This window comes from Microbacterium sp. 05N427, assembly GCF_056397105.1.
The window spans coordinates 24,073-46,241 of record NZ_JBFTMT010000009.1; the positions used below are offsets into that span (position 1 = coordinate 24,073).

18 protein-coding genes and 1 pseudogene are annotated in these 22,169 nt (G+C 71.4%); 9 read left to right on the forward strand and 10 right to left on the reverse strand.

All coding sequences use genetic code 11. The annotated features are described in order from the left end of the window. Positions 1–2 precede the first annotated feature (2 nt). The 3 genes from AC1DG4_RS10460 to AC1DG4_RS10470 all read left to right on the forward strand — a co-directional run bounded on the left by AC1DG4_RS10460 (position 3) and on the right by AC1DG4_RS10470 (position 4,754). Positions 3–1,106: an ABC transporter permease gene (locus AC1DG4_RS10460; protein ID WP_477381313.1), complete on the forward strand. Its 1,104-nt coding sequence runs from the start codon at positions 3–5 to the stop codon at positions 1,104–1,106. Then, positions 1,103–3,355 (forward strand): exo-beta-d-1,3/1,6-glucosidase, encoded by a 2,253-nt coding sequence (locus AC1DG4_RS10465; RefSeq protein WP_477381315.1) that lies wholly within the window; start codon positions 1,103–1,105, stop codon positions 3,353–3,355. The genes AC1DG4_RS10460 and AC1DG4_RS10465 overlap by 4 nt, the downstream gene beginning before the upstream one ends. Positions 3,356–3,431: 76 nt before the next feature. Continuing rightward, positions 3,432–4,754, forward strand: a complete 1,323-nt coding sequence (locus AC1DG4_RS10470; RefSeq protein ID WP_477381317.1) for an MFS transporter — start codon at positions 3,432–3,434, stop codon at positions 4,752–4,754. A gap of 133 nt (positions 4,755–4,887) precedes the next feature. Here the strand turns inward: AC1DG4_RS10470 and AC1DG4_RS10475 are convergent, their stop codons facing one another. Both AC1DG4_RS10475 and AC1DG4_RS10480 read right to left on the reverse strand, forming a co-directional pair. Beyond that, positions 4,888–6,552, reverse strand: coding sequence for a glycoside hydrolase family 13 protein (locus tag AC1DG4_RS10475; protein WP_477381319.1), 1,665 nt, complete (start codon positions 6,550–6,552; stop codon positions 4,888–4,890). Between the two features lie 235 nt (positions 6,553–6,787). After that, entirely contained in the window at positions 6,788–7,717 is a 930-nt protein-coding gene (locus tag AC1DG4_RS10480; RefSeq protein WP_477381321.1) for a 2-hydroxyacid dehydrogenase, read from the reverse strand. 562 nt (positions 7,718–8,279) lie between these two features. Here AC1DG4_RS10480 and AC1DG4_RS10485 point away from each other — a divergent pair. Both AC1DG4_RS10485 and AC1DG4_RS10490 read left to right on the forward strand, forming a co-directional pair. Next, positions 8,280–9,857 carry an SDR family NAD(P)-dependent oxidoreductase gene (locus AC1DG4_RS10485; RefSeq protein WP_477381323.1) on the forward strand — a complete coding sequence of 526 codons (1,578 nt, stop codon included), beginning with the start codon at positions 8,280–8,282 and terminating at the stop codon, positions 9,855–9,857. A gap of 189 nt (positions 9,858–10,046) precedes the next feature. Next, positions 10,047–10,466 (forward strand): annotated as a pseudogene (locus AC1DG4_RS10490) (DUF1761 domain-containing protein); the annotation flags it as partial. Positions 10,467–10,628: 162 nt separating this feature from the next. Here AC1DG4_RS10490 and AC1DG4_RS10495 read toward each other — a convergent pair. From AC1DG4_RS10495 to AC1DG4_RS10510, 4 genes are all read right to left on the reverse strand, one after another. After that, positions 10,629–11,219: a dihydrofolate reductase family protein gene (locus tag AC1DG4_RS10495; protein ID WP_477381325.1), complete on the reverse strand. Its 591-nt coding sequence runs from the start codon at positions 11,217–11,219 to the stop codon at positions 10,629–10,631. A 153-nt stretch (positions 11,220–11,372) separates the two neighbouring features. Next, positions 11,373–12,080: a phosphoribosylformylglycinamidine synthase subunit PurQ gene (purQ, locus tag AC1DG4_RS10500; RefSeq protein ID WP_477381327.1), complete on the reverse strand. Its 708-nt coding sequence runs from the start codon at positions 12,078–12,080 to the stop codon at positions 11,373–11,375. Further along, the gene (purS, locus tag AC1DG4_RS10505) at positions 12,077–12,325 is read right to left on the reverse strand and encodes a phosphoribosylformylglycinamidine synthase subunit PurS (RefSeq protein ID WP_477381329.1); all 249 of its coding nucleotides are present in this window, start codon (positions 12,323–12,325) and stop codon (positions 12,077–12,079) included. Before purS ends, purQ begins: the two co-directional genes overlap by 4 nt. Positions 12,326–12,470: 145 nt before the next feature. After that, positions 12,471–12,992 (reverse strand): adenine phosphoribosyltransferase, encoded by a 522-nt coding sequence (locus AC1DG4_RS10510; protein ID WP_235281709.1) that lies wholly within the window; start codon positions 12,990–12,992, stop codon positions 12,471–12,473. Positions 12,993–13,201: 209 nt separating this feature from the next. On the opposite strand from AC1DG4_RS10510, the gene AC1DG4_RS10515 reads away from it, so the two are divergent. After that, positions 13,202–14,743: a glycoside hydrolase family 1 protein gene (locus AC1DG4_RS10515; protein ID WP_477381331.1), complete on the forward strand. Its 1,542-nt coding sequence runs from the start codon at positions 13,202–13,204 to the stop codon at positions 14,741–14,743. A 2-nt stretch (positions 14,744–14,745) separates the two neighbouring features. Further along, positions 14,746–15,870, forward strand: a complete 1,125-nt coding sequence (locus AC1DG4_RS10520; RefSeq protein ID WP_477381333.1) for a LacI family DNA-binding transcriptional regulator — start codon at positions 14,746–14,748, stop codon at positions 15,868–15,870. Positions 15,871–15,998: 128 nt separating this feature from the next. Here the strand turns inward: AC1DG4_RS10520 and AC1DG4_RS10525 are convergent, their stop codons facing one another. Together AC1DG4_RS10525 and AC1DG4_RS10530 are read right to left on the reverse strand one after the other, a co-directional pair. Beyond that, a complete protein-coding gene (locus AC1DG4_RS10525; RefSeq protein ID WP_477381335.1) occupies positions 15,999–17,057 on the reverse strand; it encodes a hypothetical protein in 1,059 nt (352 codons plus the stop codon). Positions 17,058–17,067: 10 nt separating this feature from the next. Then, positions 17,068–17,943: a DUF1266 domain-containing protein gene (locus tag AC1DG4_RS10530; RefSeq protein WP_477381337.1), complete on the reverse strand. Its 876-nt coding sequence runs from the start codon at positions 17,941–17,943 to the stop codon at positions 17,068–17,070. 106 nt (positions 17,944–18,049) lie between these two features. Between AC1DG4_RS10530 and AC1DG4_RS10535 the strand changes: the two genes are divergently transcribed. Continuing rightward, a complete protein-coding gene (locus AC1DG4_RS10535; protein WP_477381339.1) occupies positions 18,050–18,850 on the forward strand; it encodes a TetR/AcrR family transcriptional regulator in 801 nt (266 codons plus the stop codon). A 123-nt stretch (positions 18,851–18,973) separates the two neighbouring features. Here AC1DG4_RS10535 and AC1DG4_RS10540 read toward each other — a convergent pair whose 3' ends face one another. Both AC1DG4_RS10540 and AC1DG4_RS10545 read right to left on the reverse strand, forming a co-directional pair. Then, positions 18,974–20,320, reverse strand: a complete 1,347-nt coding sequence (locus tag AC1DG4_RS10540) for a uracil-xanthine permease family protein (protein WP_477381341.1) — start codon at positions 20,318–20,320, stop codon at positions 18,974–18,976. Between the two features lie 223 nt (positions 20,321–20,543). After that, positions 20,544–21,425, reverse strand: a complete 882-nt coding sequence (locus AC1DG4_RS10545) for a phosphoribosylaminoimidazolesuccinocarboxamide synthase (RefSeq protein WP_477381343.1) — start codon at positions 21,423–21,425, stop codon at positions 20,544–20,546. A gap of 79 nt (positions 21,426–21,504) precedes the next feature. Between AC1DG4_RS10545 and AC1DG4_RS10550 the strand changes: the two genes are divergently transcribed. Further along, positions 21,505–22,098 carry a GNAT family N-acetyltransferase gene (locus AC1DG4_RS10550; RefSeq protein ID WP_477381345.1) on the forward strand — a complete coding sequence of 198 codons (594 nt, stop codon included), beginning with the start codon at positions 21,505–21,507 and terminating at the stop codon, positions 22,096–22,098. Positions 22,099–22,169: the final 71 nt, after the last annotated feature.

Genomic DNA, 22,169 nt, shown 5'->3' on the forward strand with positions numbered 1-22,169 from the left:
GCATGAACGCTCCTGCCACGAATCAAGAACTCCTCGTGACGGCGCCCGGCGCCGGCACGCCGGGGACCGCCGCAGTGCTGACCGCGGATCCCGGGCCCGGACCCCGGCGCACCTTCTGGTCGCAGCTGCGCGCGTCGCTCGCCATGTTCGGCAACCCCAAGTCGGCGGCCGGACTGATCATCCTGGGCGTGTTCGTGCTCGTCGCGATCTTCGCACCGTGGATCGCGCCGTATCCGCCGACCGCGCAGCACTTGGATCAGACGCTGGAGGCGCCGTCTCTGCAGCACCTGCTGGGCACGACGCACATCGGCGAGGACGTCTTCAGCCAGTTGGTCTACGGCACCCGCGGCGTGCTGCTCGTCGGCTTCCTGGCGACGATCATGGCGACCGTCGTGGCCATCGTCGTCGGCGTGACGGCCGGTTATCTGCGCGGCTGGAAGAGCGAGGCCCTCTCCGCGCTCGCGAACGTCTTCCTGGTGCTCCCTGCGCTGCCGCTGATCATCATCGTCGCCTCGCAGTTCCAGGATCCGCCGCTGTGGATCATCGCCGCGGTGCTGGGCCTGACCGGCTGGGCATGGGGTGCGAGGGTGCTGCGCGCGCAGACGATGTCGCTGCGCAACCGCGACTTCATCCAGGCCGCGCGCGCCAACGGCGAACCGCTGCACCGGATCATCCTGGTCGAGATGCTCCCGAACCTGATGGCGATCATCGCGTCGAGCTTCGTGGGCACCATGACCGCCGCCGTGCTGGGGCTCACGACGCTCGCGTTCATCGGGGTCATCCCGGTGTCCAACCTGAACTGGGGCACGATCCTGTTCTGGGCGCAGCAGAACAACGCCTTCCCCGACTACTGGTGGTGGTACGTGCCCGCCGGGCTCTGCATCGCCCTGCTCGGCGTCGCGCTGTCGCTGATCAACTTCGGCATCGACGAGTACGTCAACCCTCGCCTGCGCTCCGCCGGAGAGCGCGCCCGCGCCCTCAAGAAGCGCGGCATCGACCAGAACGCCGCCGTGACCGCGGTGCGCCCCGCCGCGCTGCCCGCAGCACTGCCAGCGGCGTCCCCCGCGGCCGGAGCGGCCGCCGACCCGGAGAGCACCACCGCATGAGCGACGTCCTGCCCTTCCGCGACCCGAGCCTCGGCACACCCGAACGCGTCGCCGACCTCCTCGGCCGCATGACGGTCGAGGAGAAGGTCGGGCAGATGCTGCAGCTCGACGCGCGCGACGACCTGCGCGATCATGTGCTGCGGCGTCACGTCGGCTCGATCCTGCACACTTCCCCAGAGCGCATCCTCGAGGCGAACCGGCTCACCGCCGAGACCCGCCTGCGCATCCCGCTGCTGGTGGGAGAGGACTGCATCCACGGGCACTCGTTCTGGCCGGGCGCGACGATCTACCCGACGCAGCTCGGCATGGCGGCCACCTGGAACCCGGGGCTGATCGAGCAGGTCGCCCGCGCCACGGCCGAGGAGGTTGCGGCGACGGGGATCCACTGGACGTTCTCGCCGGTGCTGTGCATCGCCCGCGACCTGCGCTGGGGGAGGATCAGCGAGACGTTCGGCGAGGATCCGTTCCTCATCGGCGAGCTCGCGAGCGCGATGGTGCGCGGCTATCAGGGGGAGGGCCTGGGGGATCCGACCGCGATCCTCGCCACGGCGAAGCACTTCGCCGGCTACTCCGAGACCCAGGGCGGGCGGGATGCGAGTGAGGCGGACATCTCGCGGCGCAAGCTCCGCAGCTGGTTCCTGCCGCCCTTCGAGCGCGTCGCGCGCGAGGGCTGCCGCACGTTCATGCTCGGCTACCAGACCACCGACGGGGTGCCGATCACGGTCAACGACTGGCTGCTCAGCGACGTGCTGCGCGGCGAGTGGGGCTACACCGGCACGCTCATCACCGACTGGGACAACGTCGGCAGGATGGTCTGGGAGCAGCGCGTGCAGCCCGACTACGCGCATGCCGCCGCAGCGGCGGTGACCGCCGGCAACGACATGGTGATGACCACGCCGCATTTCTTCGAGGGCGCGCTCGAGGCGGTGCAGAAGGGCCTGCTGGGGACGGAGGCGTTCGACGCCGCCGTCGCGCGCATCCTCACGCTCAAGTTCGACCTCGGGCTGTTCGAGGATCCGCGTCTGCCGTCGCCGGGGCTGGACGCCGTCGTGGGCAGCCGGGAGCACTCCGACCTCAACCTCGAGGTCGCCCGACGCTCGATCGTGCTGCTGGAGAACGACGGGGTGCTGCCGCTCGGGGCCACGGCTCCGCTCGCTCCGGCGGATCCGATCCGCGTCGCCGTGGTGGGGCCGCTCGCCGACGATGCGCAGACCCAGCTCGGCGACTGGGCCGGCGGATCCGGTCAGGCGGGGTGGCTCGACGGGCAGCCCCGCGAGATGATCACGACCGTGCTCGACGGCCTGCGTGGGACGGCCGGCCTGGCCGTGCAGCACGCGCACGGCGCGGACATCCTCACGCTCGAGGACGACCCGCTCGGCGCGACCTTTCCGGACGGGCAGCCCCGGCCGCCGGTCGTGGTGCCGGCCGAGCCCGATCCGCGCCTCCTCGCCAAGGCCGTCAGCGCCGCGGACGCCGCAGACGTCGTCGTCGCCGTGGTCGGCGATCGGATCGAGCTCGTCGGCGAAGGGCGTTCCACCGCGACGCTCGAGCTCATCGGGGGCCAGAACGCGCTGCTCGATGCGATGATCGCGTCGGGCAAGCCGGTCGTGGTGGTGCTCCTGGCGTCCAAGCCTCTCGTGCTCCCGGCCTCGACGGCGAAGGCCGCCGCCGTCATCTGGGCCGCGAACCCCGGCATGCACGGGGGGCAGGCGATCGCCGAGCTCATCACCGGCGCGATCGAGCCCTCTGGACGTCTTCCGATCTCGTTCGCGCGACACGTCGGCCAGCAGCCGACCTACTACAACCAGATCCGCGGGCAGCACGGCAGCCGCTACGCGGACCTCACCCAGGCGCCGGCGTGGGCGTTCGGCGACGGGCTGTCGTTCACGACCGTGGAGTACTCCCGACTGGGGCTGGCCTCGGCGACGCTCGGCGCCGACGAGACGATCGTCGCCGAGGTGACGGTGACCAACACCGGAGCTCGCCCCGTGCGCGAGACGGTGCAGGTGTACGTACGCGACGTCGTGACGAGCGCGAGCTGGACCGACAAGGAGCTCAAGGCCTACCGCCAGGTCGACCTCGCGCCGGGGGAGTCCGCTCGGGTGCCGCTGGAGCTGCCGGTCGCCGACTGCACGATCGTCGACGCCGCGGGGATCCGCCGGGTGGAACCCGGTGCGTTCGCACTGCTGGTCGGGCCGTCGTCGAGGGAGGAGGCCCTGCTGTCGGCCGCGTTCGAGGTGGTCGGTTGACCCGGTGTCCGACAATTCGTCCGGAATCCTCGCAAAAGAGGGGCGCGGAACGGATCCGCTCTGGTTGGATGACCTGGTGCGAACGACTGCTGACGACACCGGCTTCCGGCCTGGAGCGCTGATCTGGCTCGCCGTCGCGACCTTCTCGATGGGGATCGACGGTTACGTGTTAGCAGGGCTGCTGCCGCAGATCGCCACGGACCTGCAGGTCGATGCGGCCGCCGCAGGGCAGCTCATGAGCGTGTTCGCGGTGACGGGCGCGATCGCCGGTCCGGTGCTGGGAGCTCTGACCGGACGATGGGAGCGCAAGTCGACGATCGTGCTGTCCCTCGGCGTCTTCGTGCTCGGCAACCTCATGGTGGGCCTCGCGCCGACCTACTTCTGGGCGATGAGCGGGCGCGTGGTGTCGGCCCTCGGCGGGGCGCTGCTGAACGCCGTGATCGGCTCCTACGTGATCGCGCGCACCCCCGAGCACTATCGCGGCAGGGCGCTCTCGCTCGTGATGGGCGGCTTCCTGTTCGCGACCGCGCTCGGCGTGCCGGTCGGGCTCGTGATCGGGCAGGCCGACTGGCGGATCCCGCTGTTCCTCGTGGTTGGAGTCGGCGCGGCGGCGCTCGTCGGGATCCTGTGGAAGGTGCGGCCGCTGCGCCTTCCGCCGCTGTCCCTGCGCGCGGCGCTGAGCCCGCTCACGCGTCCGGCGATCCTGTTCGTGCTGCTGGTGCCGATGGGCCTCATGTGCGCGAGCTACCTCTGCTTCACCTACGCGACCCTGATCCTCGGCCCGCGCATCGGCGAGGGATACCCGATCATCGGCGCCCTGTTCGGCTACGGCATCGTGAGCCTCGTCGGCAACATCGTCTCCGGCCGGGTCACTGACCGGCGCGGGCCCGTGGCCGTGCTCACCGTCATCGTCGCCACCGTGCTCGCCGCCGCCGTGCTCGGCTGGGCGGGGCTCATGCTCCCCGGTGTCGCCGGCGCCGTGGCGGGACTCGCCTGGTTCCTGGTGTCCGCCTTCTTCAACGGCGGATCCGGCGTCGCGGCCCAGACGCGGCTCGCCACGATGGTGCCGCCGGCCGTGGCCGCCCTCGTGCTTGCGCTCAACAACAGCGCCATGATGCTGGGCAGCGGGCTGGGCAGCGCCCTCGGCGGACTCGCGCTCGCCGAGGGCGCCCTGCCGGATCAGCTTCTGCTGCTCTCGGGCGCGGTGCTCGCGGTGACGCTCGTGGTGCAGCTCGTCACCGCGGCGACGCACCGGCGCCGCGCCGTGGGTTCGGCGGATGGGGCGGGCTCGGCGGGCGGGGTGGGCTCGGCGGGCGGGGTGGGCTCGGCGGATGGGGCGGGCTCTGCGGGCGGGGTGGGCTCGGACGCACCGTCCGTGGGTGCGCTCGACCCGGCCTGACCTCGGCGGGCTGGCCGCGCCCGCTGAGCGCGCAGCTGGCCGCGAGACCGAAACCACGTCCCGAGACCGACGATGGTATGCGCGGTCTCGGGACGCAGGTTCGGTCTCGCGGTCAGCTCGCGGTCCCCGGCGGTCAGCTCGCGATCGTGTACCAGGCGGCGGCGTTCGGCGGCAGCACGGACCCGGCCTCGGGCGCGCTGTGCACCACGATCGCGGCACCCGCCGGCAGCGACAGAGGGGTCTCGCCGAGGTTCGCCGCGATGTGCAGATCGCCGCGCCGGAACGCGACCGCATCGGATCCCAGATCCTCCCAGACGAGGGATCCGGATCCGAGCCCGCGCTCCTTGCGCAGCTGCAGCAGCGTCTTGTACAGCCTGAGGGTCGAGGTGTCGGATCCGTCCTCGAGCGCGCGCGTGTGCTCCGCCCACTCCGCGGGCTGCGGCAGCCACGAGGCGCCGGTGTCGTTGAAGCCGTACGACGGCTCGGTGCCGCTCCACGGCAGCGGCACGCGGCAGCCGTCGCGTCCGTAGCGCTTGCCGCTCGTGCGGAACCAGGTGGGGTCCTGCCGGAACTCGTCCGGGATCTCCATCGCCTCGGGCAGGCCCAGCTCCTCGCCCTGGTACAGGTAGGCGGATCCGGGCAGCGAGAGCATCACCGTGGTCGCGGCGCGGGCGCGCGCGAGGCCGAGGGCCCCATCGGGCTTGGGCTCGTCCCGCGGGCCGATGCCGTCGCCCTGCGGGTTGTCCCACGTGAGCGCGAGCCGCGAGGCGTGACGCACGACGTCGTGGTTCGAGAGCACCCAGGTGCTGGGGGCGCCGACCGCGCCGAACGCGTCGAGGGAGTCGCGGATGACGGCGCGCAGCTCCTCGGCGTTCCACGGCGTCATCAGGTAGTTGAAGTTGAACGCCTGGTTCATCTCGTCGGGGCGCACCCACAGCGCGATCTGGTCGAGCGTGGGCAGCCACGCCTCCGCGCACAGGGCGCGGTCGCCGTCGTAGGCGGCGAGCACGTCGTGCCAGTCGCGGTAGATCTCGTGCACGCCGGGCTGGCCCCAGTACGGCACGTCCTCCTGGTCGCCGCCCATGGAGTCGGCGCCGTCGCCGGGCGTGTAGTCGGGCAGCCCCGCCTTCTTTATCATGCCGTGTGCGACGTCCACCCGGAAGCCGTCGACGCCGCGGTCGAGCCAGAAGCGAAGCACGCCCCGGAACTCCTCGCGCACCTCTTCGTTCGTCCAGTCGAAGTCGGGCTGGCTCGGGTCGAAGATGTGCAGGTACCACTGGCCCGGCGTGCCGTCGGGCTCGGTGACCCGGGTCCACATGCCGCCGCCGAACACGCTCTGCCAGTTGTTCGGCGGCAGCTCACCGTGCTCGCCCTTGCCGTCGCGGAAGATGTACCGCGCGCGCTCGGGGCTGCCGGGAGCGGCCTGCAGCGCCTCCTGGAACCAGCGGTGCTGATCGGAGGAGTGGTTCGGCACCAGGTCGACGATCACGCGGATGCTGCGGGCGTGCGCGGCGGCGAGCATCGCATCGAAATCGTCGAGCGTGCCGAAGAGCGGATCCACGCCGCGGTAGTCGGAGACGTCGTAGCCCGCGTCTTTCTGCGGGCTGGGCATGAACGGGCTCAGCCAGATCGCGTCGACGCCGAGCTGCTGCAGCGCGTCCAGACGGGACGTGATGCCCGGCAGATCGCCGATGCCGTCGCCGTTCGCGTCGGCGAAGGAGCGCGGGTAGATCTGGTAGATGACGGCGGTGCGCCACCACTCGGATCCGGGGGCGGACTGCTGCTCGATCTCGGCCATGCGATCAGGCTACCGGGATGCCGGTGGATCCCGGAAACGCGGGGATCGAATCGGTTCGAGCGGGATTGCTCCCCTGCTGCAGCGGCCGCCGCCGTCGAGCGGGCATCCCGTTCTCAGGATGGATTCTGCGGATCCGCGGAATCCGAGGTCGGGGAACGCCGAACCGGCGTATCCATCCTGAGAACGGTGGCGGCCGGACGCCCGACTGCGGCCCGCGCGGAAGCCGTGCGCGAGTTCACCGCGGGATGAGGTTCACCGGCTCCGCGCCCGCGAGCATGCGGTCGATCTGCGTCCGCACGAGGGCCGCGATGCGCGGGCTCATGGCGGTCGAGGCGCCGCCGACATGCGGGGTGAACAGCACGCCGGGAGCGGTCCACAGCGGGTGTCCCTCGGGCAGCGGCTCCGGATCCATGACGTCCAGGGCGGCGCGGATCCGGCCGTTCTCGGCGACCAGCGCGTGCGTGTCGACGAGCGTTCCGCGACCGACGTTGACGAGCAGCGCCCCGTCGGCCATACGCGCGAACATCGCCGCGTCGAACAGCCGGTGCGTGGCGGATCCGCCGGGCAGAGACAGGATGACGATCTCCGCGTCGGGGAGAAGCGCCGGCAGGTCGGCGAGCGCGTGCACGGTGATCTCGCCGACGCCGTCGATCACCTCGGTGCGCGCGGTCTGCGCGATCGCGGTGATGGTGGTCTCGAAGCCGGCGAGGCGACGGGCCACCGCCTTGCCGACGCCGCCGATGCCGACCAGCAGCACGCGCCGATCCGCGAGGCTCGATGTGAACGCCCGATCCCAGACGCCCGCGTCCTGCGCGCGCACGAACCGCGGCAGCTCGCGCTGCGCCGCGAGCGTCAGCGCGACGGCGAGCTCGGCGGTGGCGGGCTCGTGCACGGTGGCGGCGTTCGCGAACGGCACCCCCGCAGGCACGCGATCGATCACGGCCTCGTACCCGATCATCTGCCCCTGCACGAGACCGACGTCGACGCCGTCCAGTGCGGCGAAGCGCTGCCGTCCGAGGTACGACGGCACGACGATGTCGATCCGCGCCGCAGGCGGGGGCGTGGTCATGTCCCAGACCTGCACCTCCACGCCATCGGGCAGCGGGCCCTGGGCGGCGATGTCGGCGGCGAGTTCGGCGGTGGGGACGGTGACGAGCAGGCTCACCCCTCGAGCGTATGCCCCGACGCGCCCGCCGGATCCCCTCGACTGCACGGGATCCTGCCGGGTGCACCGGTTCCTGCCGGGTGCACGGGTTCCTGCCGAGTGCACGGGATCGTGCCGGGTGCACCGGATCCCGCCGAGTGCACGGGATCTTGCCCGGGTGCACCCGTTCCTGCCGGCTGCACCGGATCCTGCCGGATACACCGGATCCTGCCGGATGCACCGGATCCTGCCGAGCGCACGGCTTCTCCGCGTCAGCAAGCCGTGCAGCCGGCAACAAGTCGTGCACTCGTCGGTCCGGATAGAAGTCAGCACCTCACGGACGCGCTCACTCGCGTCGGGATCCGCCCGACTGCACGGGATCCTGTCGTGTGCACGGGATCTCGACGGGAACTGGCCGTGCACTCGGTAGCAAGCCGTGTGTTCGTGGGCCGGGGCGGGCCGACGGCTCCGAGTGCATGGCTCGGCAACGACCCGTGCACTCGGCAACCACCCGTGCGCTCGACAGCGCGGGGCGGCGCAACGCCCGGGCACTCATCCAGCCGGCTCGCGTAAAATGGGGACAATGACCGACGCCCCCTCCGACGCCCCGTCGACGCAGAGCGACCGCAGCGCCACGACAGGCGGCGACGCCGTCGGATCCGGCATCGACCCGACCGACCTCGCGACCACCCTCCGCGTGCTCGCCGAGCTGCACGGGCTCGATCAGGATCACCCCGATTTCATCGCCGTGCGCCGGGGGACCTCGGCCATGTTCAAGGCCGCCAAGCGCGTGCGCCGCCGGGAGATCCGAGATGCGATCGCCGAAGCCGACCGCGCCACCATCGCGGCGACCGCGACGGGAGCCCCGGACCGCATCGACGACGAGACGCGTGGTCTCGACCTCGAGAGCAGCGTGACCGATGCTCCGACCGCCGGCGAGCTGCTGAAGCCCCGCAACTGCTACATCTGCAAGCAGCCGTACACGACGGTCGACGCGTTCTACCACCAGCTCTGCCCCGATTGCGCGCGGTTCAGCCACGGCAAGCGCAACGCCCGCACCGACCTCGACGGCAGGCGCGCGCTGCTCACCGGAGGCCGCGCCAAGATCGGCATGCACATCGCACTGCGGCTGCTCCGCGACGGCGCGCACACCACGATCACGACGCGGTTCCCGCGCGACGCGGTGCGCCGGTTCGCGGCGCTTCCGGACTCGGCCGACTGGCTGCACCGGCTCCGCGTCGTCGGCATCGACCTGCGCGACCCCGCTCAGGTGATCGCGCTCGCCGACTCGGTCGCAGCTCAGGGCCCGCTCGACATCCTCATCAACAACGCCGCGCAGACCGTGCGCCGCTCGCCCGGCGCGTATTCGCTGCTCGCCGACGCCGAGCTGCAGCCGCTTCCGGACGGGCCGCTGCCCGAGATGGAGACCTTCGGGCACACCGCGGACCCGCATCCCGAGGCACTGCAGGCCTCGGTCGACGCGCACCCGCTGCTGTCCATCGCCACGCCCTTACTGTCGGCCGCTTCGCTGGGCGGCACGATCGCCGAACAGGGCGGTCAGGCGCTCACCGCAGAAGACCTGTCCCGCCTCGCGATGGCGCCGGGATCCTCCTCCCTCGCGAAGCACGCGGACGGCACGGCGATCGACGCGGGCGGCCTCGTGCCCGACGTGAACCGGGTGAACAGCTGGGTGCAGAGCGTGGACCAGGTGGATCCGCTCGAGATGCTCGAGGTGCAGCTCTGCAACACGACGGCGCCGTTCCTGCTCATCAGCCGGCTGCGTCCGGCCATGGCCGCCTCGCCCGCCCGACGCAAGCACATCGTGAACGTCTCGGCGATGGAGGGCCAGTTCTCTCGGCGGTACAAGGGCCCAGGGCACCCGCACACGAACATGGCGAAGGCCGCGCTGAACATGCTCACGCGCACGAGCGCCGGCGAGATGCTGGAGACCGACGGGATCCTGATGACCGCGGTCGACACGGGCTGGATCACCGACGAGCGCCCCCACCACACGAAGGTGCGCCTCGCCGAGGAGGGGTTCCACGCTCCGCTCGACCTCATCGACGGCGCCGCCCGCGTGTACGACCCGATCGTGCGCGGCGAGGCCGGCGAGGACGTCCACGGCGTGTTCCTGAAGGACTACGAGCCCAGCCCCTGGTGACCCCCGCCCGGTGACCCCCGCCCCGGCCCTGGCGCCCCCTCGCTTGCCCTCCCACTTTCGAGTCGTCCCCCTCAGCGGGGCCTATAGCGTCCGCTGACGGGGACGACCGGGCGATGGGGAGCGCTGCGGCGGTACTCTGAGCGCACCGGGGCGCTGTCGGCGGTCCGGCACCGACCTGAGGAGGCTGTCATGGTTCCCGAGATCAACTATTGGGCCGTACTGCTGGCGACCGCATCGAGCATGATCGTCGGATCCATCTGGTACGCCCGCGGTGTGCTCGGCACCCGCTGGGCCCGCCTCGCGGGGGTCGACCTCGACAACCCCAAGGGCAGCCCTGTCCTCGCCATCATCGCGACCGTGATCGTGAGCTTCCTCACGGCCTGGGTGCTCGCCGGAGCAACGGCGATCGCCTGGCACTTCTACGGCGGATCCTTCTTCCTCTCGGCGCTGGTCACGGCGATCACGCTGTGGATGGGGTTCACGGCGGCGCGGTTCATCACGCACGACGCCTTCGAGGGGCGCCCCAGTTCGTTGACCGTGCTGAACATCGCGCACGAACTCGTCACGGTCGTGGTGATGGCCGTCCTGATCGGGGTCTGGCCGCCGGCCCTCGGCCGACCGTCGCACCGCCGCCCCCTGTGGTGGCCGCTCCTACTTCGAGTCGTCCCCGTCAGCGGCGCCTATCGCGTCCGCTGATGGGGACGACTGGGAGGTGGGGGGCTCAGCCACGGGGGGGCTCAGCCACGAGGGGGGCTCAGCCACGAGGGACGCTCAGCGGTGGATGGCGTAGCGGTGCAGGGTGACGCCTTGGTCGTAGGAGGCCTGCTCGAGCAGATCGAGGATCACCGGGGGCCTGGGCTCGCCGGGGCGCGGATCGTCGAACAGCGGGCGACCGGATCCGAGGATCGCCGGGTGCGTGAACAGCAGGAGCTCGTCGAGCAGGCCTGCGTCGAGCAGCGCCGTGGCGAGCGTCGCCCCGCCGACGCCGATGCTGCCCTCGGTCTCGGCACGGACCTCGGCGAGCCGGGAGACCGCGTTCTCGCCGATGACCCGCGTGTGGAACGGCGCCTCGGCCCGGGTGCGCGAGACGAGGATCTTCGGCTTGTCGGTCCAGATCGCACCGTACTCCCGCATGAACGCGGGCAGCGAGGCGTCGTCACGCGCGGCGGGCCAGAACGACTCCATGATCTCGAATACGCGACGGCCCTGCACCATGAGGGACAGCTCCGCGGCGCGCCGGTTGAACTCGAGATGCAGCGGTTCGTCGATCCGCATCCAGTCGCCGCCGCCGTCATCGCCAGGGGCGGCTTCGATCCGCAGATCGAGCGACACGTTCATCCAGTACACGAACCGGCCGGCCATGCGCTTCTCCCAACGTCGGGGACGGTTCCGACGCTAACCCCGGGGATCCGCACGCGCAACGCCCCCCCGGTGATGGCCCCCACCAACAGAGTCGTCCCCGTCAGCGGACCCCGGGGGATCCGCTGACGGGGACGACTCGAAAGTAGGAGGGGGTCAGGCGGCGACGCGGGCGATCGCGGCGATCGCGCTCGTGAAGAACGGCAGGCCGTCGACGCCGCTGCGCATCGCGGCGGACGTGTCGGGGCCGAAGCCGGGCTCGGTCGCGTGCTCGGGGTGCGGCATCAGACCCACGACGTTGCCGGCGGGGTTGGTGAGGCCGGCGATGTCGCGGAGGGATCCGTTCGGATTCACGCCCGCATAGCGGAAGGCGACCAGGCCCTCGCCCTCGATGCGATCGAGCGTCTCGTCGGAGGCGATGTAGCCGCCCTCGGCGTTCTTGAGCGGGATGATGATCTCCTGGCCGGCGCGGAAGTCGCGGGTCCACGCCGTGTCGGCGTTCTCGACCGTGAGCTTCTGGTCGCGGCGCACGAAGTGCTGGTGGTCGTTGCGGATCAGGCCGCCGGGCAGCAGGTGCGCCTCGACGAGCATCTGGAAACCGTTGCAGATCCCCAGGATCGGCATGCCCTTGGCCGCCGCGTCCTTGACCTCGGTCATGATCGGCGAGAGCGCGGCGATCGCGCCGGAGCGCAGATAGTCGCCGTAGCTGAAGCCGCCGGGCAGGATCACGGCGTCGACGCCGGCGAGGTCGTGATCCCCGTGCCAGAGCGCGACCGGCTCGGCGCCGGCGATGCGCACGGCGCGCTGAGCATCGCGGTCGTCGAGGGAGCCGGGGAAGGTGACGACCCCGATCCGGATCGTCATTCCGCGACCTCGATGCCGACGACGTCCTCGATCACGGAGTTGGAGAGCACTTCTTCGGCGATCCGCCGAGCCTCGGCGAGCACGTCGTCGGTGATGTCACCGTCGACCGTGAGCTCGAAGCGCTTGCCGATGCGGACGTCGCTGAACGCGGTCACGCCGGTGCGGGCGAACGCTCCGGAGACGGCCTTCCCCTGCGGGTCGAGCAGTTCGGACTTGGGCATGACGTCGACGACGATGGTGGGCATTCGAGGCTCCGAAATGTCGCGGGCGGGAGGGCGCGTCCAGTCTACCGTCCGGTTTTCGCCGCCCGGTCGCCGCCCGGTCGCCGGCCGGTCGCCGCCCGGTCGCCGGCCGGCGCACTCTTCGAGGGCAGCACGGGGCGGGAGGGGTTCAGCTGCGGAACACGGTGTGCACATCGCCGACGACGTCGCGGCCACCCAGCCCGTCGATCTCGAAGAGCACCGAGATCCCGGCGACGTGATAGCCGAGCTGTTCGACGATCCTCCGGCCTGCGGCCAGGGTGCCGCCGGTGGCGAGCACGTCGTCGATGAGCAGGATCCGGGATCCGGCGGGCAGGTCGTCGTGCATCTCGATCGTGGCGGTGCCGTACTCGAGCGCGTAGTCCACGGACGCGGCCGGAAGGGGAAGCTTGCCCGCTTTGCGGATCGGCACGAAGCCGGTCCCCGCCTCGATCGCTGCCGCTCCGGCGAGGATGAAGCCGCGCGCCTCGATCCCCGCGACGACGTCGAAGGATCCGCGGAACGGCGCGACGAGAGCCTCGGTCGTCGCCTGCAGCGCCTCGCGGTCCGCCAGCAGCGGTGTGATGTCGCGGAACAGGATGCCCGGCTCCGGGTGGTCCGGGATCGAGCGGATGAGCGATTCGGCACGGACGAGCGCGGGCGAGGAGGTCACCGGTCCAGGGTACGCGGTGCGGTCTCGGGCGCGGGGCGTGCCGAACTCAGTCGAATCGGGGGTTGCCGGTCGCGAAACGGGTCCCGCGTGCACGAATCGACTGAGTTCCGCGCGGAACGGCGGCGCCACCGCGGCTGTTGACATCGTGGGAGCGCTCCCATAGCCTGATCCGGATCGTCGGGGACGCTCTCATGCGGCATGAGTGCCTCATGCCGAGCCCTGCCGCGAATCCACCACCGCGCCGACCCGACGACGCRCCGAGCGAAGGAGCGCCCTTGAACACGTCCGTCCGCCGATTCCCCGACGGCTTCCTGTTCGGGGCCGCCACCGCCGCGTACCAGATCGAGGGCGCCGCCTTCGAGGACGGCCGCACCGCATCGATCTGGGACGCGTTCGCCCGCGAACCCGGTGCCGTGCTGAACGGCGAAACCGGCGACGTCGCCTGCGACCACTACCACCGCTACGCCGACGACGTGCGGCTCATGGGCGAGCTGGGCCTGCAGGCCTACCGCTTCTCCACCTCGTGGGCGCGCGTGCGCCCCGACGGCGGCGCGGTCAACCCCGCAGGCCTCGCGTTCTACGACCGCCTCGTCGACGAGCTGCTCGCGGGCGGCATCGTGCCCTGGCTCACGCTGTACCACTGGGATCTGCCCCAGGCGCTCGAGGAGAAGGGCGGCTGGACGTCCCGCGACACCGCGGAGCGCTTCGTCGAGTACGCGCTCAGCGTGCACGACGCGCTCGGCGACCGCGTGCAGCACTGGACCACGCTGAACGAGCCCTGGTGCTCCTCGTTCCTGTCCTACACCGCGGGCGTGCACGCGCCGGGCCGGGTCAGCATCGAGGACGGCATGCTCGCCGCGCACCACCTGCTGCTGGCGCACGGCCGCACGGTCCAGGCGCTGCGGGAGCGGGATCCGAAGCTCGACCTCGGGATCACGCTGAACCTCACGGTCGCCGATCCCGCCGACGCCCGCGACCCCGCCGACGTCGACGCCGCACGCCGCATCGACGGGCAGTTCAATCGATGGTTCCTGGATCCGGTGCTCCGCGGCGCCTATCCGGACGACGTCGTCTCCGACATCCGCGAGGTGGATCCGATCGCGGTGCGCCGCTGGGCAGCCGCGATTCACGACGGCGACCTCGAAACCATCGCCGCGCCGTTGGACTGCTTGGGCATCAACTATTACCACGGCGAACTGCTCTCCGGGACGCCGCAGTCGGGCAGCGAGGGCACGCCGCACGACGGCGGCGTCGAGGGCGAGAACGCACGGCGCACGCGCTCGCCGTTCCCCGCTGCGGATGACGTGCACTGGGTCGAGCGAGGGCTGCCGCGGACGGGCATGGGGTGGGAGGTGCAACCCGAGGGGCTCACCCGGCTGCTGCGGCGGCTCGGCACCGAGTACGCGCCGGGGCTGCCGCTCTACGTGACCGAGAACGGCGCGGCGTATGACGACGAGCTCGAGGGCGGACGCGTGGCCGACCCCGAGACGGGGGTCATCGTCGGCGGCGTCGTGCACGACTCGGAGCGCGCCATGTTCCTGCGCGAGCACGTCGCGGCGACCTATGACGCGATCGAGGAGGGCGTCGACGTGCGCGGCTACTTCGCGTGGTCGCTGCTGGACAACTACGAGTGGTCATGGGGCTACGGCAAGCGGTTCGGGATCGTCCGGGTCGACTACGACACGCAGGAGCGGATCGTGAAGGACTCCGGGCGCGAGTACGCCAGGATCATCGCGGCCCGGGCGGTCTGAGCATGTCCGGTGCGTCGAACCCGGGTGCCGGAGGCACCGGGTCGAAGGCTGCGCAGGGCCGAGCGCAGGGCCGGACCGAGGGTCGAGCGGAGGGCTGGGCGTCGGATCCGCGCGGCTCAGGGCGCGCCACGATCGAGGAGGTCGCGGCCGCGGCGGGCGTCTCCCGGTCGACGGTGTCGCGGGTCGTGAACGGATCGACCGCGGTGAGCCCGCACGCTCTCGAGTCGGTGCAGGACGCGATCGCGCGCCTCGGCTACGTCCCCAACCGCGCGGCGCGTTCGCTCGCTCTGCGGCAGACGCACGCGATCGCGCTCGTCGTGCCAGAGGACACCCGCCGCTTCTTCGGCGACCCCTACTTCGGCGCGGTCGTGGCGGGTATCAGCGACCGGATCGCGCGCTCGGACTACATCCTGAACCTGCTGATCGCGAGCGACGATCCGGGCGGCCGGATGACGGGCTTCGTGCGCAACGGCGGAGTGGACGGTGCGATCATCCTGTCCCACCACAACAGCGACGCCTTCGTCGACCGCATCGTCGAGGCGGTGCCTGTCGTGTTCGGTGGTCGTCGTACCAACGGCGGCGATGACGACTGGTTCGTGGACGTGGACAACGTCACCGGCGGGCGGCAGGCGGTCGAGCACCTGCGGGGCATCGGGCGAGGACGGATCGCGACCGTGACCGGACCGCTGTCGATGGCCGGTGCCGTGGATCGGCTCGCCGGCTTCCGTGCGCGTCTCGCCGAGGACGGGCTGCAGCCGTTCGCCGAGATCGCGGGTGACTACTCCGAGGCCAGTGGCGCGCGTGCGGCTCAGGAGCTGCTCACGCGCGCCGCCCGACCAGGAGGCGCGCTGCCCGATGCGGTCTTCGCGGCGAGCGACCTCATGGCCCGCGGCGTGCTGCGGACGCTCCGCGGCGCGGGCGTGCGGATTCCGGAGGACGTCGCGATCGTCGGCTTCGACGACTCGCCCGTGGCGCTCTCGACGGATCCGGCACTCACCACGATCCGCCAGCCCATGCACGCGCAGGGCGAGGCGCTCGCGGGCGTGCTGATCGACCGGCTCACGGGGTCAGCCCCTCCGCACCGCACGACCCTCGGCACCGAGCTGGTGGTGCGCGGGTCGGCGTGAGGTGCGTCGCCGCATCGGCGTGAGACGCGTGCCACGCACAGACGCCGAAGCGCCCCGCCTCCCTGCCGTGCACAGCGCAGGAGACGAGGCGTCGGTCGCCGATCCCCCCAAGAGACCGGCGCCTGCGGTCAACCCCCTGATCGCAGGATCGCTCCGCCGAACAGCGCGAACGCCGTGACCCCTGCGGAGAGGATCACCGCCGCCGATACGCCGGCCACGGCGAGCAGGGATACTCCCTGCCCGCCGAGGCGCTGTCCGCCCAGCCCGATCGCCACTCCCTCCGGTCGTTCGATCGGGCCGGTGCTCTCGTCTCGGTACGCGCCTGTGCGCACCGCGAAGCGTCGGTGCAGCTCTTCGGCGAGCTGCACGGCCCCCTGCATCACGTCCGGTCGATCGAACCGGGTGCTGCCGGGCAGATACAGGTAGGCGCGATCCTCGACGAGTTCGAGCTCGGCGCCGGCGCCGAGATCCAGGATCCGCGCCATGAGATCGGGCGTGAAGATGTAGAGCGCGTCGCGCTGATAGCCCTCGGGCACGAGCAGTTGGAACGTGGACGCGAAGTGGCCCTCCAGATCCATCCGCGCGCCGCCCAGCCCCAGAGTGGGCACGATGCTGCGGCGGCGGTTGCGCAGCACGATGTGCGGGACCTTCGCGGGCAGCGGGAGCTCGATGAAGGCGAAGGGGCGCTGCACGGTCGCGGCCTCGTCCCGACTGCCGATCGAACGCGCGAGGCCCAGCTCGAACGGGATGCGCTCGTCCTCCGAGGCGACGACGCCGCGCTCGATCGAGCGGCGCATGCGCGTGAACGCCGAACCCGGACGTCGGGTGCCCTGCAACAGATCCGCATAGGCCCACCCGTTCGCCCACGCGAACATCGCCAGGCGCGCGCGGCGCGAGAGCCCCACGGCGTACCAGACGAAGCCGATCGCTCCCAGCGCGCCGTAGAAGGCGCCGAACGCGGCCAGCAGCGGCACGCGGGCGAGCATCCCGACGGAGCCGAGCCACCAGAGCGCGGCCACGATCGCCGCCGTGAGCAGCAGCACCCCGGCGAGCACCACGAAGAAGCGTCGGTGCAGGGGGATGCGCGCTGCTCGCTCATAGGCGAGCAGCGTGCGCATTCCCGGCGGGGTGCGCAGGGCGGAGAGATCGATCCGGATCGGCTCCGCGGCGCGCGGATCCGTGCTCATGAGATTCCGCTCACCCGACCCGCCAGGGCAGAGACGCCCACGGCCCGTTGCGCTTCGCGGTGGCGGCGGCCTTGAACTCGGACCACCCGTCGCCGAACTTGTCGAAGGTCTTCTCGCCGATCACGCCGTCGCTCCAGTGCATCACGCGGCCCGTGATGTAGCTCAGGCCGAAGTCGGCCCAGGAGGAGAACGCGGGGCGGCCCTCCTCGTTGATGCGGTGGATGATCGCGCGCGCCTCCGCCACGTCGGCGTGGCCCAGGGCGACACCCCAGGTCGCGAGCGCGACGGCCTGGCCGAGCGCGTAGCCGTCGAGCGTGCGGACGTAGACGTCGGGCGTGACGATGTCCTTGCCGACGAGCTTGCGCACCTGCGCCTCGACGCCCTCGATCGCCGCGACGAAGGAGCGGGCGTCGCGCTTGTCGCCGCCGGCCTCGATGATCGCGGCTGTCCACTCCTTGGACTTCGGCACGCGGCCGAGGCGTCCTGCGAGGTCTGCACGGATGGCGAGGCACGTCACCCACACGTCGCGGCGACGCCGAACGGTGACGAGCCGCTCGATGCCGGCGAGCCACTCCTCGCGGGTGGCGACCCCCCACATCTCGACCAGGCGCTTCTTCTCGCCCTGGGTCAGCGCGGACGCGGTCGGGTCGTTCCACGGGCCGGACGGCTGGTTCACGATCTGCAGGAAGCCCAGGGCGATCTCGTTCGCCTCGCGGTCATCGGTCGAGTACGCCTCGGAGGGCTTCACCTTCGCGGCCGGCAGGATCCAGATCACCAGGAAGAACAGCACGACGACGCCGACGATCACCCACACCCACCACTGCGCGAAGAGCCATCCGACGAGGCTGCCGAGGTCGTTCAGATCGACGCGGGCACTGCCGTGCATGAGAGGCCTCCGGGGCGTGAGGGTTTACGTAGGTTGAATGTAGATTCAGTGATTAATGTAGCGAAAGGATCCGTCACCCGGAAAACGGATCCGGAAGGCACGGCGCATGGCACGCTCCCCGGAGCAGAACCGCATCGCTCGGGAGCGCTCGCGCGAGGGCCTGCTCGAGGCGGCGATCGACGTCTTCGCCGAGCGCGGGATCGACGGCGCCACGATCGCCGACATCACCGGGCGTGCGGGTGTCGCCCAGGGTCTGGTCAACTATTACTTCGGCGGCAAGGAGCAGCTCGTCCAGGCCGTGATCGACCGTTGGTTCGACATGCTGCTCGGCATCGCGCACAGCGGGCCGGCCGATCACGCCCTTGTGGCCGAGTCCGCGGGTGCGGGTGCCGCGGCGGCGGGTGCSGCGGCGGGAGCCCGTGTCGCCGAGGCCGAGGGTGCCGCCGCGCGGCCGGCCAAGGAGCAGGTTCCCCCGCCGTCCGCCGCCTCACTCCCCCCGGAGGTGCGGCTCGCGGCCATCATCGACACCGCACTCGGCATGACCGCGGTCGCCCTGCCTCTGCAGCGCGTGATGGTCGCCCTGCAGCAGCAGCCGACCACGCGAGCCCTGTTCGCGGAGGGGGAGCGGCGGCACATGGCGGGTGTCATCGCCGCGGAGGACGCGGTGCGCTCCATCTTCCGCGACCGCGGCGATGCGGATCCGGCGCTCGAGGAGATCATGCTCCGCAGCGTGCTCGACGGGATCGTGGGGCAGTGCATCGTCTACGGCGACTCCTACCCGCTCGAGGAGGCGCGCCGCTGGGTGCACCGCCGCTACGGCCTGCCCGAGCCCGCGGCGCCTCTCCCCGGAATGCCGAAGTCCGCGCCTGCTCCCGGATCCGAGCCGCGCGCGCGGGCTTCGCGCTGACCTGCTGGCGCCGGCGCTGGCGTCACGCCGCTGGACCGCGAAACCGAACCTGCCGCCCGAGACCCACGAAATCATCGTCGGTTTCGGGACGCGGGTTCGGTTTCGCGGTCCCCCTCGCGGTGATCAGGCCGGGTCGCCGCCCATCGGGCCGACGGCCTCGAGCGGGCGGGGGTCGTCTGCGCCGGTCTTGCGCAGCCGAGCGATCGCGTTGCCGCCGTGGTAGATGACGATCGAGGCCACCGTCGCGATGACGATGCCGCCGAGCACGAAGCCCGAGTCCTTGACCGCGATCGAGAACCCGCCGACCGCGATGACGAGTGCGACGGCGGCGGTGTACTGGTTCACGGGGCGGGAGAAGTCGACGCGGTTGTCGACCCAGATCTTGATGCCGATCACGCCGATGAGGCCGTAGAGCCCCGTCGTGATGCCGCCGAGCACGCCCGCGGGCACCGAGTTGATGATCGCGCCGAACTTCGGCGAGAGGCTGAGCAGGATCGCCGCGATGCCGGCGACCCAGTAGGCCGCGGTCGAGTACACCCTGGTCGACGCCATCACGCCGATGTTCTCGCCGTATGTCGTCGTTCCGGATCCGCCGAAGAAGCCGGCGATCGTGGTCGAGACGCCGTCGGCGATCAGCGCCTTTCCGGTCTGCGCGTTGATCTCCGGATCCTCGACCATGGTCGCGACGCCGCGGACGTGGCCGACGTTCTCGGCGATGAGCACGAGCACGACGGGGAGGAACATGGCGATGCCGCTCCAGACGCTCGGCGTTCCGAAGTCGGGGAAGTGGAACGTGGGAAGGCCCACCCAGGCCGCCTTGTCGACCGCGGAGAAGTCGAGCTCGCCGCGGAAGGCCGCGAAGATGTAGCCCGCGATCACGCCGAGGAAGATCGAGATCCGGCCCAGGAATCCGCGGAAGAGCACGGCGAACACGATCGTGATCGCGAGGGTGAAGGTGGCCGTGACGGGCGCCTTGGCGAAGTTGCCGTACGCGGCGCCGGCGAGGTTGAACCCGATGAGCGCGACGATCGTGCCCGCCAGCACGGGCGGCAGGAACCGGTCCACCCACTTCACGCCGGCGACGTGCACGACGACGCCGATGATCGCGAGCAGCACGCCGACCGCGACGATGCCGGCGAGGGCGGCGCCGATCCCGCTGTCGCCTCCGGTCGCGTGGGCGGCGGTGGCGGCGGTCACCGGGGCGATGAACGCGAACGAGGATCCGAGATAACTGGGCAGCTTGTTGCGCGTGATKAGCAGGAACAGGATCGTGCCGACGCCGCTGAAGAGCAGAGTCGTGGGCACCGGGAAGCCGGTGAGGATCGGCACGAGGAACGTCGCACCGAACATCGCCACGACGTGCTGCACGCCGATCGCGATCGTGGCGGGCCAGTTCAGGCGCTCATCGGGGCGGACGACGGCGCCGGGTTCGACGGTGCGTCCGTCGCCGTGGATCTTCCACAGGGGCATGCGGGCTCCTCGGGATCGGGGGAGGGGGGCTGGAGAAACCCTATCCTGGGCGTTCCCTGGGAGGCGGCTGCCCCGTCGTGGCAGACCGTGTCCCACTTTCGGCGGCACCATGTCCCGAATTCGGCGGCGAAAGGCCCCGTTCCACAGCCGAAAGTGGGACACGGTTCTGTGGGAGCCCGGGGCGGGGCACCCCGGGCCCGGGGCGCCCCGGGGCGGGGACGGGTCAGGCGGTCAGGCGGGCGAGCAGCTCGGCGTAGCGCGCGGCGGTCTGCGCGACGACCTCGGCGGGTAGTACGGGCGGGGTGCCCTGCTTGTCCCAGTGGGCGCTCAGCCAGTCCCGCACGATCTGCTTGTCGAAGCTCGCCATCCGGGCGGAGGGAGTGGATCCGGTCCGCCACGACTCGGCGTCCCAGTACCGCGAGGAGTCGCTCGTCAGCACCTCGTCGGCGAGGCGGAGGACCCCGTCGCCGTCGCCGTCGACGCCGAACTCGAACTTCGTGTCGGCGAGGATGAGCCCGCGCTCCTCGGCGATGGCGGCGGCGCGCCGATAGATCGCGAGCGACAGGTCGCGCAGCTCGGCGGCGCGCTCTGCGCCGACGATCTCGGCGGTTCGCTCGAAGGTGATGTTCTCGTCGTGCTCGCCCATCGGCGCCTTGTACGCGGGGGTGAACAACGGCTCGGGCAGCCGGTCGCCGTTCTGCAGGCCGGCGGGCAGACCGATCCCGCAGACGGTTCCGCTCTCCTGATACTCGAGCCAGCCGGATCCGGTCAGGTAGCCGCGCACCACGCACTCGATCGGCAGCATCTCGAGCGACCGGGCGAGCATCGCACGATCGGCGACCTCGGCAGGGACGTCGCCGTCCACCAGGTGGTTCGGAATCGGGTCCGCTCCCTCCGCGAGCCGGTCGAACCACCAGCGGCTGAGGCTCGTGAGCAGGGCGCCCTTCTGCGGGATCGGCGGCTCGAGCGCGAAGTCGAATGCACTGACCCGATCGCTCGCGACGACCAGCAGCCGCTCGTCCGCGGGATCCTCCGGCGCGTACAGATCGCGGACCTTGCCGGAGTAGAGGTGACGCCAGCCGGACAGTTCGAGGGGTGTGCTCACGCGTCCATTATCGCGGGCGTCCCGCCAGGTCTGGCACGGAGGCGGCCGCGATGTCCGAGGTCCCGCCTAGTGTGCACGGGTGAGCGCCGACATCCCCTTCGAGATCCTGACCGACCGTCTCAGCCTGCGGCGGCCTGCGCCGGGCGACCTCGATGCCGTCTTCGCCATCTACAGCGATCCCCGCGTGTGGACGCACTTCCCGAGCCTCCGGCCCACCGAGCCGGAACGCATCGCCGCGATGCTCGAGCGCTGGGAGTCCAGCTGGCGGATCCACGGACTCGGATCCTGGGTCGTGCGGCTGCGTGAGACCGGCGAGGTCATCGGCAACGGCGGCGGCACGCTGCTGGGCGCCCACGCGCCCGACGCCGGCCCCGATGGGCCCGCCCGCGTGTGGAACCTCGGCTACCGGCTCTCCGCGGATCATCACGGTCGCGGGTACGCGACGGAAGTGGCTCGTGCGGCGCTCGCGGCGGCGGCGCAGGTCGCCCCCGAGATCCCGGTGATCGCCTACCTCGTCGAGCACAACCGCGCCTCTGCCGCCGTGGCGGAGAAGGTCGGGCTGCGTCTCGTCCACCGCGCTCCGGATCTGGGCAACCCGGATCCGGCCGTCCTGCGTCTCGTCTATGCGGATCGCGCGCTGACGCCTGCCCAGCTCACGGCGGCGCTGCGGTGAGGGGGGCGAGCGGAGCTGCGGCGATCGGTGCGGGCGAGGGCCCGGCGCGAGAAGTGGTGGTGTGGGGATCC